Origin of the sequence: Streptomyces sp. WAC05374, assembly GCF_004353505.1 — a bacterium.
Classification (GTDB): Bacteria; Actinomycetota; Actinomycetes; order Streptomycetales; family Streptomycetaceae; genus Streptomyces.
In genome coordinates, this window is record NZ_SMNQ01000012.1 from 169816 (window position 1) to 186290 (window position 16475).

The following is a 16475-nucleotide window of genomic DNA, read 5'->3' on the forward strand; positions in this document are numbered from 1 at the left end:
GAGACCGCCGGACGGGCGGGCGCCGGGTGCGGGGCGGGGTTCACGGCCCGTCCGGGACGGGCCGTGAACCCGGGAGGAACGTGGCGTCGGGCGTAAATCGCATGAACCGAGGACACAGAAGCCGCCCAAGCGGGTACGTACGTTCGCATGACGCCCAACTCGACCTATCGGCTCCAGATCCAGCCGGACTTCCCCTTCCCGGCGGCCGGGGAAGCGGTGCCGTACCTCGCCTCGCTCGGGGTCTCGCACCTGCATCTGTCGCCGGTCCTGGAGGCGGTCCCCGGCTCCACGCACGGGTACGACGTCACCGACCACGCGCGCGTGCGCGAGGAGCTGGGCGGCGAGGCCGGTCTGCGGGCCCTCGCGCGCACCGCCCGGGCGCACGGCCTCGGCCTGGTGGTGGACCTCGTGCCCAACCACATGGCGGCGTCCCCGCGCCACAACCGGGCGCTGTGGGAGGTGCTGCGGGACGGCCCCTCCTCGCCGTACGCCCGCTGGTTCGACATCGACTGGGCGGCGGGCGGCGGGAAGGTGCTGCTGCCGGTGCTGGCGGACCGGATCGGCGAGGAGCTGGCGCGGATGCGGGTGGAGGGCGGGGCGCTGCACTACGGCGAGCAGCGCTTCCCGCTGCGGCCCGGTACGGAGGGGATGGCGCTGCCGGAGCTGCTGGACGCCCAGTGGTACCGGCTGAGCTGGTGGCGGCTGGCCCGCACCGAGCTGAACTACCGGCGGTTCTTCACCATTTCGGACCTGATCGGGGTGCGGGTGGAGGACCCCGAGGTGTTCAGGGCGACCCATGCCAAAATCGTCGAGCTGGTGCGGGACGGGGTGGTCGAGGGCCTGCGGATCGACCACCCGGACGGGCTCGCCGACCCCGAGGGCTACCTGCGGGAGCTGGAGCGGGCGACCGGCGGGGACTGCTGGATCGTCGTCGAGAAGATCCTCACCGGCGAGGAACCGCTGCCCGGGACGTGGCCGGTCGCCGGCACGACCGGCTACGACGCCCTGCGCAGGGTGGACGGGCTGTTCGTGGACGAGGCGGGCGCGGCGGAACTGGCGGAGCACTACCGGCGGTTCGCGGCCCCCGCCGGGGACCGGGGCGGTCACTGGGCGGCGACGGCGCGCCGGGCCGCGTACAAGGTGGTGACGCACGAGCTGGCCTCGGAGGTCGCGTTCCTGACCCGGACGGCGGCGGCCGTCTGCGCCGCCGGCCCCGACCGGCGCGACCACGCCCCGTGGGCGCTGCGCGCGGCGGTGCGGGAGCTGCTGATCCGGGTCCCGGTCTACCGCCCGTACGGCACCGGGGCGGAGGACGTGCTGACCGCCGAGGCGGCGGAGGAGGCCAGGGCGACGTTCACGGTGCCGGAGGAGGCGGCGGCCGTGGACGTCGTCCGGGACCTCGCTCTGGGCCGGCTCGGGGACGGGCCGGAGCACCGGGCGTTCCGGACGCGGTTCGCGCAGACCTCGTCGGCGCTGCGCGCGAAGTCGGTCGAGGACACGGCGTTCTACCGGTACACGCCGCTGGTGTCGGCGAACGAGGTGGGCGGGGAGCCGGGCAGGCCGGCCGTGGGCCCGGCGGAGTTCCACGCCTACTGTGAGCGGCTGGCCCGTGACTGGCCGGCCACCGGCACGGTGCTGTCCACGCACGACACCAAGCGCAGCGCCGACGTGCGGGCCCGGATCGCGGTCCTGTCGGAGTGCCCGCAGCGGTGGGCCAAGCTGCTGGACGACGTGGCGCGGACGCCGGCGCCCGACGGGCAGGTGGCGTGGACGGCCTGGCAGACGGCGCTGGGCTTCGGCTACCCGTACGGGGACCGGCTGGCGCCGGCGCTGCTGAAGTCGGTGCGGGAGGCCGGGCTGCACACGAGCTGGACGGAGCCGGACCCGGCGTACGAGCAGGCGGTGCTGGACTTCGTGGACGCGGGACCGGCCGGCCCGGGCCTGTACACGGTCTCCCTCCTGGCCCGGGAGCTGGAGCCGTACGCACGGGCGAACACGCTGGGCGCGGCGCTGCTGCACCTGACCATGCCGGGCGTACCGGACCTGTACCAGGAGACGGAACGGGTGTACCTGGCGCTGGTCGACCCGGACAACCGGCGGCCGTTCCGCGAGGGGCCACCGGACGAGAAAACGGCCGTCACGCGCGCGGCGCTGTGGCTGCGGCGCCGGTACCCGGACGTGTTCGGGGCGTCGGGGACGTACCGGCCGCTGGCGGCGAGCGGTCCGGCGGCGGAGCACTGCGTGGCCTTCTGCCGCTCGGGCGAGGTGGTCACGGCGGTCACCCGGCTGTCGCTGCGGCTGGCGGAGGGCGGCGGCTGGGGCGACACCTCCCTGACGCTGCCCAAGGGGCGCTGGTTCGACGCCGTGGACGCGGGCCGGGAGTTCCGGGGCGGCGAGCCGGTGCCGGTGGCGGAGCTGTTCGCGGCCCGGCCGGTGGCCCTGCTCAGCCGCCGGCCCGTCCCGGAGGAGGCGGCGGCCGGGTGAGTCAGCGGGCGGAGAGGCGGAAGCTCATGCGCCCGAAGGCCACCATGTCACCGGCCTGGACGACGACCGAGCCGGTGACCCGCTGTCCGTTCACGGTGGTGCCGTTGGTGGAGCCCAGGTCGCGCAGGACCCACAGCCCGCTCTGGAGGCTCAGTTCGGCGTGCAGCCGGGAGACCGTCTCGTGGCTGAGCCGCAGCCCGTTGGCCGGGTCCCGCCCTATGCGCAGGGGGTACGGTCCGGGCTCGGGCAGCAGCAGCTTCGGCAGCCGCTCGGCCTGCCACGCCCGGCGCAGCCGGACATGAAAGGCGGACATCCGTTCGACCGCGCCGAACAGCCGCTTGGACCAGCGCCCTTCGGTGTGCAGGTCCGCGGTGAGGGCCGCCAGCTCGTCGGGGCGGCGGGCCACCAGGGCCAGTTCCATGCGCCGCAGGAACGTGTCGTGCGACAGCTTGCCCTGCGCGGCGCCTTCCCTCAGCAGCCCCAGGGCACGGTCCCGGTCGGCGTCGGAGAGCCGAGCGGGGTACGTGGAGGACTCGAAAGCGGACGTCACGTCGTGATTGTCGGTCCGGTCGGGCCGGGGTGTCCAGACGGGCCCCGCTGTCGGACCCCGTTGGTACGGTCTTGATACGAGGTCCGTTCGGCCAAGTGTCGTGCTTCCCGATCTCGATCTTGCCAGGATTGGGGCGTTACGACGACGAGGGGATCACCAGTGCTGTTCGAGGTGTGGGCGCCGCAGGCAGAGGAACGGGTCGAGCTCCAACTCCAGGGTGCGGCGCACCCGTTGGAGCGTGACCCGGAGCGTGACGGCTGGTGGACGGCCGAGGCGGAGGCCGCTGACGGCGCCCGCTACGGGTACGCGCTGGACGGCGGCCCCGTGCTGCCCGATCCGCGCTCGCGGCGCCAGCCGGACGGGCCGGACGGCCTGAGCGCGGTCGTCGACCACGCCGCGCACACCTGGCGGCACGACCCCCCGGCACGCGGCCTGCGCGGCGCCGTGCTGTACGAGCTGCACATCGGCACGTACACGCCCGAGGGCACCCTCGACGCGGCGGCCGCCCGCCTGGACCACCTGGTGGAGCTGGGCATCACGCACGTGGAGCTGATGCCGCTGTGCCCCTTCCCCGGCCGGCACGGCTGGGGGTACGAGGGCGTGTCGCTGTGGGCGGTCCACGAGCCGTACGGCGGGCCCGAGGCGCTCAAGCGCTTCGTCGACACGGCGCACGGCCTGGGCCTGGGCGTGGTGCTGGACGTGGTCCACAACCACCTGGGCCCCTCCGGCAACTACCTCCCGGCGTTCGGCCCGTACTTCACCGACACCCACCACACCCCGTGGGGCGCGGCGGTGAACCTGGACGCGCCCGGCTCGGACGAGGTCCGGGCGTTCCTGCTGGGCAGCGCGCTGGCCTGGCTGCGCGACTACCGGATCGACGGCCTGCGGCTGGACGCCGTGCACGCGCTGGCCGACACCCGGGCGCTGACGTTCCTGGAGGAGCTGTCGGCGGCCGTGGACGCACTGGCGGCCGAGCAGGGCCGGGAGCTGTTCCTGATCGCCGAGTCGGACCTGGCCGACCCGCGCACCACGACGCCCCGCGACGCGGGGGGCCTTGGCCTGCACGCCCAGTGGAACGACGACTTCCACCACGCCCTGCACACCGCCCTGACCGGCGAGTCGCAGGGCTACTACGCGGACTTCGCGCGCGCCCCGCTCGCCGCCCTCGCCAAGACCCTGGGCCATGTCTTCTTCCACGACGGCACGTACTCGACGTTCCGCGGCCGCACGCACGGGCGGCCGGTCGACCGGGTGCGGACCCCGGCACACCGCTTCCTGGGCTACTCCCAGACCCATGACCAGGTCGGCAACCGCGCGACGGGCGACCGGCTGTCCGCGTCCTGCTCCCCAGGGCTGCTGGCGTGCGCCGCGGCCCTGGTCCTGACGGGGCCGTTCACCCCGATGCTGTTCATGGGCGAGGAGTGGGGGGCGAGCACCCCGTGGCAGTTCTTCACCGACCACACCGACCCCGGGCTGGCCGAGGCGGTCCGCAACGGGCGGCGGCGGGAGTTCGCCGCCCACGGCTGGGCGGAGGAGGACGTCCCGGACCCCCAGGACCCGGCCACCCGGGACCGGTCCTGCCTCGACTGGGCGGAGCGGGAGCGTCAGCCGCACGCCCGGCTGCTGGCCTGGTACCGGGAGCTGATCGCCCTGCGGGCCGCCCAGCCGGACCTGACGGACCCCGACCTGGCGGCGGTGCGGGTGGCGTTCGACGAGGAGGCGCGCTGGCTGGCGTACCGGCGCGGGGACCTGCGCGTCGCGGTCAACTTCGCCAAGGAGCCCGCCCGTGTCCCGCTCGGCACCCGTGTGCGGGTGCTGGCGGCCTGGGAGCCGGTGGAGATGCCCAACGGGGACGGGCTGATGACGCTGCCGCCGGAATCGTGCGTCATCCTCGCGGACGTGTGAGCCGGGCTACCGCACGAGGGCGAGTTCCCGCGGAGTGGTGTTGAGGCGGCGCCCGCGGCCGTCCGCGGTGACCGCGACGATGTCCTCGATGCGGACGCCGAAGCGGCCCGGGAGGTAGATCCCGGGCTCGATGGAGAAGCACATGCCGGGGACGAGGGGCTGCTCCTCGCCCTCGATCATGTACGGCGGCTCGTGCGTGGTGACGCCGATGCCGTGGCCGGTGCGGTGGATGAAGTACTCGCCGTACCCGGCGTCGGTGATCACCGCGCGGGCCGCCCGGTCGACGTCCTGGCACGCCGCGCCCGGCGCGACCGCCTCGAACCCGGCCTGCTGGGCCTCCCGCACGACGTCGTGGACACGCCGCTCCTCCGGTGTCGGCTCCCCGACGTGCACGGTACGGGTGGTGTCGGAGCCGTACCCGTGCTTGAGGCCGCCGAAGTCGAGGACGACCATGTCGCCGTCCTCGATGGTGCGCTCCCCCGCCTCGTGGTGCGGGTTGGCGCCGTTGGGGCCCGACCCGACCACGGTGAAGTCCACCTGCGAGTGGCCGAACCGCCGCAGCAGCGCGGCCAGATCGGCGGCGATCTCCGTCTCCTTGCGCCCGGCGAACCGCACCTGGAGGATCTCGCGGTACGCCTCGTCGGCGGCCGCGCCCGCCGCCTCCAGCCGGGCCAGCTCGGAGGCGTCCTTGACCGCCCGCAGCATGGGCAGGGCGTCGCTGAGCGCGGCGTACGAGGAGTCCGGCAGCTCCTTCTGGAGCCCGAGCAGGTGCATGGCCCAGGCGTTGTCGCTCACCCCGAAGCGGCCCTTGGGGTCGAGGAGCGGGGCGGTGGCGGCGTACGGGTCGGTGCCGTCGGTCCAGTCCCGGAGGGTGAGCGCGGCGGCCCCGGGCGCCCGTTCGGCGTCGGGCGCCTCCAGGGCCGGCACGACGAGGACGGGGTCGTGGCCGGGCGCGAGGACGAGCAGGGTGAGGCGCTCGGTGTCGGCGGTGGGCCGGTAGCCGGTGAGGTGGGCCAGGTCGGGGCCGGGCGCGACCAGGAGCCCGGCGAGCCCGGCAGCGGTGGCGGCTTCGGTGGCGCGGGCCATGCGGGTGCGGTAGTCGTCGGCGGTGAACGGGGTGGTCGCGAGGTCGCTACGGCTGTCCATGACGGCCATCCTCGCCGGGCGTCCGGCCGGGCGCGAGCGACATACGCGGACCGGCCGCGCCCGCCGGTTCGCTCCTGGCGGCGGTCAGCGCGGCGGCGGGGCCCCCGGTTCGCTCCTGGCGGCGGTCAGCGCGGCGGCCGGGCCCCCGGTTCGTTCCCGGCGGCGGTCAGCGCGGCGGCCGGGCCCCCGGTTCGTTCCCGGCGGCGGTCAGGGCGGCGGCCACGGTGGCGGCGGGGCCCGCCGGTTCGCCGCTGTGGAGGAGTTCGGTGCGGTGCACCAGGCGCGGTGCGGTGAGGGGCACGGCGGTGGCGCCGGGGGCCGGCGGGACGGTCACCGGCAGGAGCGTCAGGCCGTGCCCGGCCGCCGCGAGGGCGGTCAGGGTGCGGACGTCGCTGCCGTCGTAGCGGAGGGCGGGGCGGAAGCCCGGGGCCGGCTGGACCGCCCGGAGCCGGTCGAGCGGCAGGCCGGCGGCCGGGGCGTCGAGCCACCGGGCGTCGAGGAGGTCGACGAGGCGCAGCCCGGGGCGGTGGGCGAGGGGGTGACCGGACGGCAGGTGGACGGCGAGCGGGGCCTCGGCCACCCGCGTCGCGGTGAGCGGGGCGACGTCCGGGAGCCGCAGCGGGTCGTTGGGGGCGGCCAGTCCGTCGACGAGCCCGAGGTCGGCCGCCCCTTCCGCCAGGGCGTCGGGGATCTCGTCGCGGGGCAGCACGCGCAGGGTGACGCGGGTGGCGGGCAGGGCGGCGAGGGTGCCGGGGTGGACGGCGAGCGGGGCGGCGGCGAGGGTCAGGTCACCGGCCGGTTCGGCGGCCATGCGCGCGAGGTCGGCGCGTGCGGCGTCGAGCCGGAGCAGCAGGGGCCGGGCGTGTTCCAGGAGGCGTTCACCGGCGCGGGTGGGGGCGACCGGACGGCGGACCAGCAGGGGCACGCCGAGGTCCCCCTCCAGGGCGGCCACGTGCTGGGAGACGGCCGACTGGGTGTAGCCCAGTTCACGGGCGGCCGCGGAGAAGGAGGCGAGCCGGGCCACCGTCACGAACGTACGGAGCAGGTGCGGGTCCATGGGCATCAGTGTCCTGCCCGGCCCGGCGCCCGCCTCGCCGGGCCGGGGCCAGAACCGTCGCCGGGCCGTACGCGTGGGCCATCAGCGTTCCTGATGGGGGGTGCAGGAATCGTCGTTGGACGTGAACGGGCGGCGCCGACCAGCATGTCGGGCATGACGAACCTCGTAGCGGGCAGCCCTGTCGCGCCGCACTCCGCCGGGCCCGTCGCCCGGATCGCCCTGGTCGGCGACCGCTCCGCCACGGTGGAGTCCCACGTCCGTGTGCCGCTGCTCCTCGGCGCACTCGCCGAGCGGGACGGCCTCGTGCTCGACCCGTACTGGGTGCCGACCGACGCCGCCGCCGAGCCCGGTGCCGTGGAGGGGTTCGACGCGGTGTGGCTGCTGCCCGGCAGCCCGTACCGCAGTGAGGCGGGCGCGCTGGAGGCGATCCGTACCGCACGCGAGCGGGAGATCCCGTTCCTCGGGACGTGCGGCGGCTTCCAGCACGCGCTGCTGGAGTACGCCCGCAACGTCTGCGGGCTGGCCCGGGCGGCGCACGCCGAGAACGACCCCGCGGCCGCCCCCGGGGACGTGGTGATCGGACGGCTCGCGTGCTCGCTCGCCGGCCACGAGGGGGCGGTGCGCGTGACCCCCGGGTCGCTGGCCGAGTCGGTGATCGGTGCCGAACGGCTCGTGGAGCGGTACCAGTGCGCGTACGGCCCGGACCGGGACCACCTGGACGTGCTGCGGGCGCACGGGCTGCGGTTCACCGGCGAGGACGGGGACGGGCAGGTGCGGATGGCGGAACTGCCCGGGCACCCCTTCTTCCTGGCCACGCTGTTCCAGCCGGAACTGGCCGGTGACGGGACGCGCCCGCACCCGGTCGTACGGGCGCTGGCGTCGGCGGCGGTGCGGCACGCGGGGGCGGGCCGGGCGGTCTGAGCCGTGTTCAGCTCATGGGTACGACGAGGTCGGCGCGGGCCCGTCCGGCGGTGACGAGGCGGGCGTTGGCCTCGTCGGAGTCCCTGACCCAGCGCTCGGCGCGGGAGCGGTCCTTGCCGAACCGCACATGGCGTTCGACGAGCCGGTGGACGCGGCGGTGGTCGTCCAGTTCCAGGAACCAGACCTCGTCGAGGAGGGGACGGACGGCCGCCCAGGGGCCGTCGTCGTGGAGGAGGTAGTTGCCCTCCGTGACGACGAGCGGCACCTCGGGGCCGACCGGGATGCTTCCGGCGACCGGTTCCTCCAGGGCCCGGTCGAAGGCGGGGGCGTAGACGACCGTGCCGGGTTCGGCCGCGCGGAGGCGGGCGAGCAGGGCGGCGTACCCGGCGGCGTCGAACGTGTCGGGGGCGCCCTTGCGCGCGGTGCGGCCCAGGCGGCGCAACTCGGCCTGGGCGAGGTGGAAACCGTCCATGGGGACGAGGGCGGCGAGGCCGCCGAGGCGTTCGACCAGCCGGGCCGCCAGGGTGGACTTGCCCGCGCCGGGTGCTCCGGCGAGGCCGAGGATGCGGCGGCCGCCCGGGGCGGCGAGGCGGCGGGCGCGGACGGTGAGGCCTTCGAGCTGCTGCGAGTCCATGCGGGCAGTGTGGCACTCCGCACGCCTGCTGGTCAGACCGCTGTCATACGTATAACGTCGCGGGTATGCCGCACATCGCCCTGATCACTCTCGTCGTCCGTGACTACGACGAGGCCATCCGCTTCTACACGGGTGCCCTCGGCTTCGAACTGGTCGAGGACACCGACCGCGGGGACGGGACGCGGTGGGTCGTGGTCCGGCCCCAGGGCGCCGCGCCCGGGACCGGGCTGGTGCTGGCCCGCGCGGCGGGCGCGGAGCAGGAGGCGAGCGTGGGGGCGCAGACCGGCGGGCGCGTCGGGTTCTTCCTGCACACCGAGGACTTCGCCGGTGACCGGGCCCGGATGCTGGCGGCCGGGGTGCGGTTCCTGGAGGAGCCCCGGCACGAGCCGTACGGCACGGTGGCGGTCTTCGAGGACCTGTACGGCAACCGGTGGGACCTGCTGCAGCCGGCCTGAGCCCCGGCGGCGGGGCCGTTGTCAGTGGGGGCTGTTACGTTCTGTGACATGACGCACCCCTTGCTGGAGCTGCTGCGCACGCGGCCGCGCCTCGCCGAACTGGCCGCGTACCCCTTCGGCTTCGACATCCACCGCACCGAGCACTGCGAGGACGTGCGGCTGGCCTCCGGTGCGTCGCTGGAGCCGATAGCCGGGGACGACACGGGCGGCACGTATTTCGTCTGCGACGGCGGACCCGTGCTGTACGCCTCGTCGGAGGGGGACGCGGGGCTGATCGGCGCCGGTGTGCGGGAGGCGCTCGACATCCTCATCGGCCTGCCCGCGTGTCCGGCGAGCGTGGCGCCGGAGGACGGCGAGGAGCGCGTTCTGGCCGCGGTCGCCGAGGAAGAGGAGGAGCTGCGCGAGTGGTACGGGCCGACGCTGGACGCCGACCGCGCCGAGCTGCGCGCGGGCCTCGGCCTCCCGGAGCGTTCACCGGTCGAGCTGCTCGCCCGGCTGCACGCCGCCGGTGCGCGAACGGAGCCGGACTTCGTGCTGCTCAATGCCCGGGAGGGCCGGGCCTACCGGCTCATGCACGACGACGAACCGCGCCCTTCGGTGCGTGACGCGGTCCTCGCGGCCGGCTGTGAAGCCCCGGCCCGGCCGTGGGCGGCCGGCGGCGCTGGGCCGGACGGGCCGGAAGGGGTGGACGGGCCGGAAGGGTCGGCCGGGGTGGACGGGCCGGAAGGGTCGGCCGGGGTAAACGGGCACCGCCCGCGCCCAGCGGCTGTACGCGGCGCTCCAGGACGCGCCCGCGGACCGGGTGTCGGCGTTCTCCACGCTCGTCCGCCTGGAGCGTCACGCCGGCGACCCGGACGCGGCACGGCGCGCCCTCGACCGTGCCGTGGCCGCCCTGGACGGGGCGCCCGCTCCGGAGGAGCTCGCCGGTGAGGCCCTCGCCCTGGGCCATCCGGGGGTGTAGCCGGCACCCCGGTCCTGGAGCAGGCGCCGAGTGCCGGAAGGCGTCGTACGGCGGTGAACCCAGGGCACGGACACCACAGGGACCTCGCGTCCGCCCCGGGCCGAGGGGAGCCGGCCGGCGCCGGGGCGGGAGCACGGGTGCGTAACCTTGCCCGATGCCTCTCCTCCAGCGCCTCCGGTTCGACCATGCCCCGGCTCTTCTCCGGTTCGAGCGGGAGAACCGCGCCTACTTCGCCGCTTCGATCCCCGACCGTGGCGACGACTACTTCACCCACTTCGACGCGCGGCACCACGCGTTGATGACCGATCAGGAGGCGGGGCTGCTGTTCTTCCACGTCGTGGTGGACGACGGCGGGGAGGTGCTGGGGCGGGTCAACCTGGCCGACGTGGCGGACGGTTCGGCCGAGCTGGGGTACCGGATCGCCGAACGGGCGGCCGGACGCGGACTGGCGACGGCCGCCGTGCGTGAGGTCTGCGCCCTGGCCGCCACGGAGTACCGCCTGACGAGTCTGCGTGCCGTCACCACGCTGGACAACGCCGGCTCGCGCGCCGTGCTGGCGCGCACGGGATTCGTGCCCGTGGGCGACGTCGACCTGGACGGCCGCCCGGGCCTTCGCTTCCTGCGGCATGCAGGCGGCGAGTGACACCGCTTCAGAAACGGCGGAGGTGTGCGAGCGCCTTTTCGGGGCACCCAATGAGGTGGCGCCTCGCGCCCCCGCCCACTCGGGCGCGGCGACCGCTCGTTCCGCTTCACCGCCGCGACAGGCGTCACCTCGTACCGGACGCGATCATTCCCTTGCAGGAGCGAATACCTCCTGCCGGTCCGGTCATTCGTCATGCCCACGTTGCGTGACAGCCGTGAGGCGATACCCCGGCACATTTTCCGGCCGGTCCTCAGGTGTTCCCGAAACATGCGACGAAGCTTCCCTCCCCCGGTGCGAGCGCACCCATTCCGTGCACCCACATATTCCGTGCACCCGGGCAGAGGCCCGTCCTGTCCGCCGTACCGCCGGACTTACTCGCCGTACGACCGCACTGAGGTTCCCCCATCGATCTCGCGTGCCGCCGAGGCGACGACCACAGGGTGGCGATTCAGCCATATGCGCCGGATACAGCGGCGCCCCCGGGGAGCGGCGCATCCGGGGCGCACTCCGGCGACTCCGGGCCATCGCGACCGGCATACGCCCGGCCCGAGCACGCGGAGTGCCTTTCGGAACGCAGGTGAAAACGATTTTTCGATCTTTTGTTCCTTTCGGCGCACGGAATGTTTCCCATTGAACGAAGACCGCCATCCATCAGGCTTGAACATGGCTGCATCCATGCTTTACATATCGCATTATTCTGATTAGTCACCTTGCCGCGCCTTCCCCTTTGCGGATAGCTATTGCGTACGCCGCTTCCCCGTCCGTGGCTCCCGATGAGCCATGGGCAGGCAGCCGTGAACCGGCTTCCGGTTCACAGCCGGCCAGGGATGCGGTCGTGACGTCCGCACACGAGGAGAGGTCATGAAGAAGGCTTACGAAGCGCCGACGCTCGCCAGGCTCGGGACGTTCCGCAAGAGGACCGGGCTCCTGGGCTTCTCGGGCAACGACCGGCTGCTCCTGAGCAAGAACTGACGACCGACGGTTCTGACCCGACGTCATGACTGAACTGCACGAGAGTGCGGGGACGGGCCCCGGCGACGCGCACTTCACGGTCTTTCCCGACCGTGAGGACGCGGCCGCCGTGGCCCGCTCCTTCTCCAGCCCCGGAACGCGCGTCCTGAAGCACGCCTCGGGCCGGCCCTGGCTGGTCGGGCAGTGGCACGACCAGGACATGGTCAGCGCGCGCGCCGGCCACACGGCCCTCGCCGTCATCGGTTGCTGTCCCATCGACGCCACGGAGCTCGAGCGCCATGCCGGCCGGCTGCGTGACCTCGCCGGACTGGGCGCGCTGGCCCGTACGCTGCCCGGCAGCTTCCACCTCGTCGCCGCCCTCGACGGGCGGCTCGGCGTGCAGGGCACCGCGTCCGGGCTCCGGCTGGTGTTCCACGCGTCCGTGGACGGCGTGCGGGTGGCCGCCAGCCGGGCCGACGTGCTCGCCGGTGCGCTCGGCGCCGAACCGGACCGGGAGCAACTGGCCCTCCGCCTGCTGTGGCCGGTCCCCCACCCGCTCGGTGAGGCCCCGATGTGGCAGGGCGTCACCGCCGTACGCCCGGAGGACGCCCTGATCGTCGCTCAGGACGGGCGTACCGTGCGCCACTCGCGCTGGTGGACCCCGCCCGAGCCCGTACGGCCGCTCGCCGGGAGCGCGCCGCTGGTGCGTGAGGCGCTGACGGCGGCGGTGGACGCCCGTACCCGGCAGGGCGGCGTGGTGAGCTGCGATCTGTCCGGCGGCCTGGACTCCACCTCCATCTGCTTCCTGGCCGCGCGCTCCCCCGCGCGGGTGGTCGCCAGCACCTGGCCGGGACGCGACCCCGCCGACACCGACCTGCACTGGGCCACACTGGCCGCCGAGTCCCTGCCCGGCGTGGAACACGTCGTCTGGGACGCCGACGCCTCCCCGCTCGTCTACACCGATCTCCTGGCCATCGACGACCTGCTGGACGAACCGACCATCGGCGTCATGGACCGCTCACGCGTCCTGCACCACCTGCCCGCCATGGCCGAGCGGGGCAGCCGCGTGCACCTGACCGGCATCGGCGGCGACCACGTCGCCTGGTGCTCCGAGGCCTACTACCACCGGCTGGCCCGCACCCACCCGCTGTTCGCCCTGCGGCAACTGCGCGGCTTCCGCGCCCTGTGGCAGTGGCCGCTCACCACCACCCTCAAGGCCCTGGCCGACCAGCGCCCCTACCCCGCCTGGCTGGCCGACACGGCCACGCACCTGCGCGACCCGCTGCCCCCGACCGCCATCACCAGCCTCGGCTGGGGCATGCCCCCGCGACTCTTCCCCTGGGTCACCCCCGACGCCGAGGAGATCGCCCGCCAGGCCCTGCGCCGGGCCGCCGAGGACACCGCACCCCACCACCGGGACCGCGGCCTGCACGCCGACCTGGAACAGATCCGCTCCTGCACCCGCATCATCCGCCAATGGGACCGCATGGCGGCCCGTGCCGGAGTGCCGATGGCCTCACCCTTCCTCGACGACCGCGTCATCGAGACGTGCCTCGCCGTCCGGCCGAGCGAACGCGTCACGCCCTGGCAGTACAAACCCCTCCTCGCCGCCGCCATGCGCGGCGTCGTGCCCGACCCGTGCCTGCGCCGCACCAACAAGGCCGCCGCCTCCATGGACGCCGCCGACGGACTGCGCCGGCACCGCGCGGACCTCCGGGCCCTGTGGGAGGACTCCCACCTCGAGCGACTCGGCCTCGTCGACGGCGCAGCCCTGCGCCGCCTCGCCGAACGGCCCTCCACACCCGACCTCCAGCACGCGACCCTCTACTCGACCATCGCCGCCGAAGTGTGGCTGCGCGGACTGCCCCGTACGACCAAGGCCGCAGCCCGCACGACTCCTTGAGAACCGACTCCCGCACTGGACCACGCGAAAGGTACGCACACCATGGCATTGCGGTTCGGCGCCAACGTCTCCACGGCGGAGACGGACTACGGCACGGTGCTCCTGGACGAACGCGCCGGGGAGTACTGGGAGCTGAATCCCACCGGCACCCTGGTGGTCAGGACGCTGATGGCGGGCGGTGACGAAGCGGCGGCGGCCGACGCGCTGGTGGCCGAGTTCGACATCGACCGCGCGCGGGCGGAGGAGGACGTCGCGGCGCTGGTGGCGGAGCTGCGGACGTCGGGGCTGGCCGAATGACGACGCCGAGCGCCCTGGAGAGGCCCACCGGTGTCCCCTTCGCACGGCGGCTGGGCGCCCGTGCCGTCCTCCTGCCCGCCGTCGCGCTGGCGCTCCTGCCGCCGCGCCGTATCCGGGCGGTGCTGGACGTCGCGCGCCGGGGCGCCGCACCGGCCACCACCGCCCAGGCCCAGGCCGCGCGGGACGCCATGTGCGCGGTGAGCCTGCGCTGCGCGGGCCCCAAGGGCTGCCTGCCCCGCTCGCTGGGCGCCGCGCTGCTGTGCCGCCTGTCGGGGACGTGGCCGACGTGGTGCACGGGCGTGAGCACGGTGCCGCCCTTCAACGCCCACGCCTGGATCGAGGCGGACGGCCGGCCCGTCGGGGAGGGCGTCCCCGACGGCTACTTCACCCGGCTGATCGCGGTCGCGGCCAGGAGCCGCCCGGACCGATGACCGACAGCACCGCGGACCCCGCACCGCCACAGCCACATCCGGAGTCACCGCCACACCCGGAGCCGTCGGCGCATCCGGAGAACCGGGCACAGCCCCAGTCACCCCCACTCCCCGACGTACCGACGGAAGGCGACCGCTCCACCCGCGCCGCGGTCGCGACCATGTACCGGCTGACCGCCGGGCACCGGGCGTCCATCGTCGTCGCCACCGTGCTCACCCTGGTCGGCTCGGCCCTGGGTCTCGCCCAGCCGCTCGTCGCCAAGCAGGCCGTCGACGCCAGTGGCCGCGGGCAGGTGCTGTGGCCGCTCCTGCTGGCCCTGGCGGTGCTGTTCGTGGCCGAGGCGGCGACCGGCGCGGTGGGCCGCTTCGTCCTGGAGCGCATGGGCGAGGGCGTCGTACGCCGGCTCCGGCACGGGCTGGTGGCGCGCCTGCTCCGGCTGGAGATGCGGGAGTACGACCGGCACCGCGGCGGTGACCTGATCTCCCGGGTCACCGCCGACACCACCCTGCTGAGGGAAGTGGTGTCCCAGGCGCTGGTCGACCTCGTGACGGGCGCCCTCGTCGCGGCGGGCGCGGTCGCGCTGATGCTGTGGATCGACCCGCTGCTGCTGCTCCTGGTGGCCCTGACCGTGGCGCTGGCCGCCGTGGTCGTCGCCTCCCTGCTCAAGGGCATCCGGGCCGCCTCCGAACGCATGCAGGAGTCGGTCGGCGCGATCGCCGCCGACCTGGAACGGGCGCTCGGCGCGCTCCCGATGGTCCGGGTCCACCGTGCGGAGGACCGGGAGGCGGCCCGTATCGGAGAGCGGGTCGACACGGCGTACGACGCGGGGGTACGGACCGCGAAGCTCGCCTCCGTCATGAGCCCGGCCGTCGAACTCGCCGTCCAGGGCTCCTTCCTCATCGTCCTCGTCATCGGCGGGCTCAGGGTGAGCGGCCACGCCAACTCCCTCGGCGACCTGGTGGCCTTCCTGCTGTACGCCTCGTACCTGGTGCTGCCGCTGTCGTCCGTCTTCCGCGCGGTGGGTCTGATCCAGCGCGGCATGGGTGCCTACCAGCGCATCGAGGAGGCCCTCCACCTGCCCGTGGAACCGACCGGGCCCGCGTCCGCGCCGCCCGGGGAGCGGCCGCGGAAGGACACCGCCCCCGGCCCGGCCACCCGGGCCCCCGTACGCCCGCCGGCCGCCGTCGTGAGGGAGCCGGTCCGCACCGGCGGGGAGGCGGACCACACCGGCGCGGAGCCGGACCCCACCGACGGGAAGCCCGACCGCACCGGCGGGAAGCCGGACCCAGCACCGGCCCTCGCCCTGTGTGACGTCCGCTTCGGCTACACACCGGACCGGCCGGTCCTGCGCGGCGTCTCCTTCACCGTCCCCCGCCGCGGTCAGACCGCTCTGGTCGGCCGGTCGGGAGCCGGCAAGAGCACGATCTTCGCGCTGGCCGCCAGGTTCTACGAACCGGACTCCGGACGTCTGCTCTTCGACGGTCTGCCCGCCACCGAACTGAGCCGCGCCGCCTGCCGGGAACGCATCGCCGTCGTCGACCAGGACACCCACGTCGTCCACGGCACGCTCCGGGACAACATCACCTACGCCGCGCCCGACGCCACCGACGCGGAGGTGCGGCGCGTCATCGAGCTGGCCCGGCTGGAGGGCGTCGTCCGCGGGCTGCCCGGCGGGCTGTCGGGAACGCTCGGCCCGCGCGGGGGCACGCTCTCGGCGGGTGAACGCCAGCGGGTCGCCCTGGCCCGCGCGCTGCTCGCCCGGCCGGCGCTCCTGCTGCTCGACGAACCGACCTCGCACCTGGACAGCATCAACGAAGCCGCGCTGACCGAGGTCATGAGGGACGCCGCGCGGGAATGCGCCCTTCTGGTGATCGCGCACCGGCTGTCCACGGTCCAGCACGCCGACCAGATCATCGTCCTCCATGACGGCCGCGCCACCGCCCGGGGACGTCACAAGGACCTGCTCACCACCAGCGCCACCTACCGCCGGCTCGCCGCCGGACAGATCCTCCACCCTCCGGCCGCACCGCACTCGCTGCCCTGACACACCCGCCGGCCGCACCCCGCCCGCCGTCCTGACGCCGGCCACCCGCCCGCGGCGGAGTGACTCACGGAACGGCCCGCGCGGTGCGCGCG

Annotated in this window: 15 protein-coding genes; 11 read left to right on the forward strand and 4 right to left on the reverse strand. The window is 74.7% G+C overall.

Going from position 1 to position 16475, the window contains the following annotated elements; translation table 11 throughout:
- Positions 1-147 precede the first annotated feature (147 nt).
- Positions 148-2484: a malto-oligosyltrehalose synthase gene (gene treY / locus E2B92_RS22450; protein WP_126884191.1), complete on the forward strand. Its 2337-nt coding sequence runs from the start codon at positions 148-150 to the stop codon at positions 2482-2484.
- Between the two features lies 1 nt (position 2485).
- Here treY and E2B92_RS22455 read toward each other — a convergent pair whose 3' ends face one another.
- Positions 2486-3034, reverse strand: coding sequence for a DUF1707 and FHA domain-containing protein (locus tag E2B92_RS22455; protein WP_126884192.1), 549 nt, complete (start codon positions 3032-3034; stop codon positions 2486-2488).
- A 159-nt stretch (positions 3035-3193) separates the two neighbouring features.
- Between E2B92_RS22455 and treZ the strand changes: the two genes are divergently transcribed.
- Complete coding sequence (gene treZ / locus E2B92_RS22460) at positions 3194-4939, forward strand: malto-oligosyltrehalose trehalohydrolase (protein WP_126884193.1); 1746 nt, start codon at positions 3194-3196, stop codon at positions 4937-4939.
- 6 nt (positions 4940-4945) lie between these two features.
- On the opposite strand, the gene E2B92_RS22465 is transcribed toward treZ, so the two are convergent.
- The gene (locus E2B92_RS22465; RefSeq protein ID WP_126884194.1) at positions 4946-6085 is read right to left on the reverse strand and encodes an aminopeptidase P family protein; all 1140 of its coding nucleotides are present in this window, start codon (positions 6083-6085) and stop codon (positions 4946-4948) included.
- Between the two features lie 166 nt (positions 6086-6251).
- The gene (locus E2B92_RS22470; RefSeq protein ID WP_126884195.1) at positions 6252-7142 is read right to left on the reverse strand and encodes a LysR family transcriptional regulator; all 891 of its coding nucleotides are present in this window, start codon (positions 7140-7142) and stop codon (positions 6252-6254) included.
- A 153-nt stretch (positions 7143-7295) separates the two neighbouring features.
- Between E2B92_RS22470 and E2B92_RS22475 the strand changes: the two genes are divergently transcribed.
- Positions 7296-8063 (forward strand): CTP synthase C-terminal region-related (seleno)protein, encoded by a 768-nt coding sequence (locus E2B92_RS22475; protein ID WP_235023922.1) that lies wholly within the window; start codon positions 7296-7298, stop codon positions 8061-8063.
- A 7-nt stretch (positions 8064-8070) separates the two neighbouring features.
- On the opposite strand, the gene E2B92_RS22480 is transcribed toward E2B92_RS22475, so the two are convergent.
- Positions 8071-8697, reverse strand: coding sequence for a nucleoside/nucleotide kinase family protein (locus E2B92_RS22480; protein WP_126884197.1), 627 nt, complete (start codon positions 8695-8697; stop codon positions 8071-8073).
- Positions 8698-8762: 65 nt separating this feature from the next.
- Between E2B92_RS22480 and E2B92_RS22485 the strand changes: the two genes are divergently transcribed.
- The 8 genes from E2B92_RS22485 to E2B92_RS22520 all read left to right on the forward strand — a co-directional run bounded on the left by E2B92_RS22485 (position 8763) and on the right by E2B92_RS22520 (position 16383).
- On the forward strand, positions 8763-9152 hold the full coding sequence (locus E2B92_RS22485; protein WP_126884198.1) for a VOC family protein: 390 nt from the start codon (positions 8763-8765) through the stop codon (positions 9150-9152).
- Positions 9153-9200: 48 nt separating this feature from the next.
- Positions 9201-10082 (forward strand): hypothetical protein, encoded by an 882-nt coding sequence (locus E2B92_RS22490; RefSeq protein ID WP_126884199.1) that lies wholly within the window; start codon positions 9201-9203, stop codon positions 10080-10082.
- A 185-nt stretch (positions 10083-10267) separates the two neighbouring features.
- Positions 10268-10756, forward strand: a complete 489-nt coding sequence (locus E2B92_RS22495) for a GNAT family N-acetyltransferase (RefSeq protein WP_126884200.1) — start codon at positions 10268-10270, stop codon at positions 10754-10756.
- Between the two features lie 861 nt (positions 10757-11617).
- Complete coding sequence (locus tag E2B92_RS22500; protein ID WP_126884201.1) at positions 11618-11728, forward strand: keywimysin-related RiPP; 111 nt, start codon at positions 11618-11620, stop codon at positions 11726-11728.
- A gap of 25 nt (positions 11729-11753) precedes the next feature.
- A complete protein-coding gene (locus E2B92_RS22505) occupies positions 11754-13610 on the forward strand; it encodes a lasso peptide isopeptide bond-forming cyclase (RefSeq protein WP_126884202.1) in 1857 nt (618 codons plus the stop codon).
- Between the two features lie 42 nt (positions 13611-13652).
- Positions 13653-13907 carry a lasso peptide biosynthesis PqqD family chaperone gene (locus E2B92_RS22510; RefSeq protein WP_126884203.1) on the forward strand — a complete coding sequence of 85 codons (255 nt, stop codon included), beginning with the start codon at positions 13653-13655 and terminating at the stop codon, positions 13905-13907.
- Positions 13904-14338, forward strand: coding sequence for a lasso peptide biosynthesis B2 protein (locus tag E2B92_RS22515; protein WP_126884204.1), 435 nt, complete (start codon positions 13904-13906; stop codon positions 14336-14338). The genes E2B92_RS22510 and E2B92_RS22515 overlap by 4 nt, the downstream gene beginning before the upstream one ends.
- A gap of 161 nt (positions 14339-14499) precedes the next feature.
- A complete protein-coding gene (locus E2B92_RS22520) occupies positions 14500-16383 on the forward strand; it encodes an ABC transporter transmembrane domain-containing protein (RefSeq protein ID WP_126884205.1) in 1884 nt (627 codons plus the stop codon).
- Positions 16384-16475: the final 92 nt, after the last annotated feature.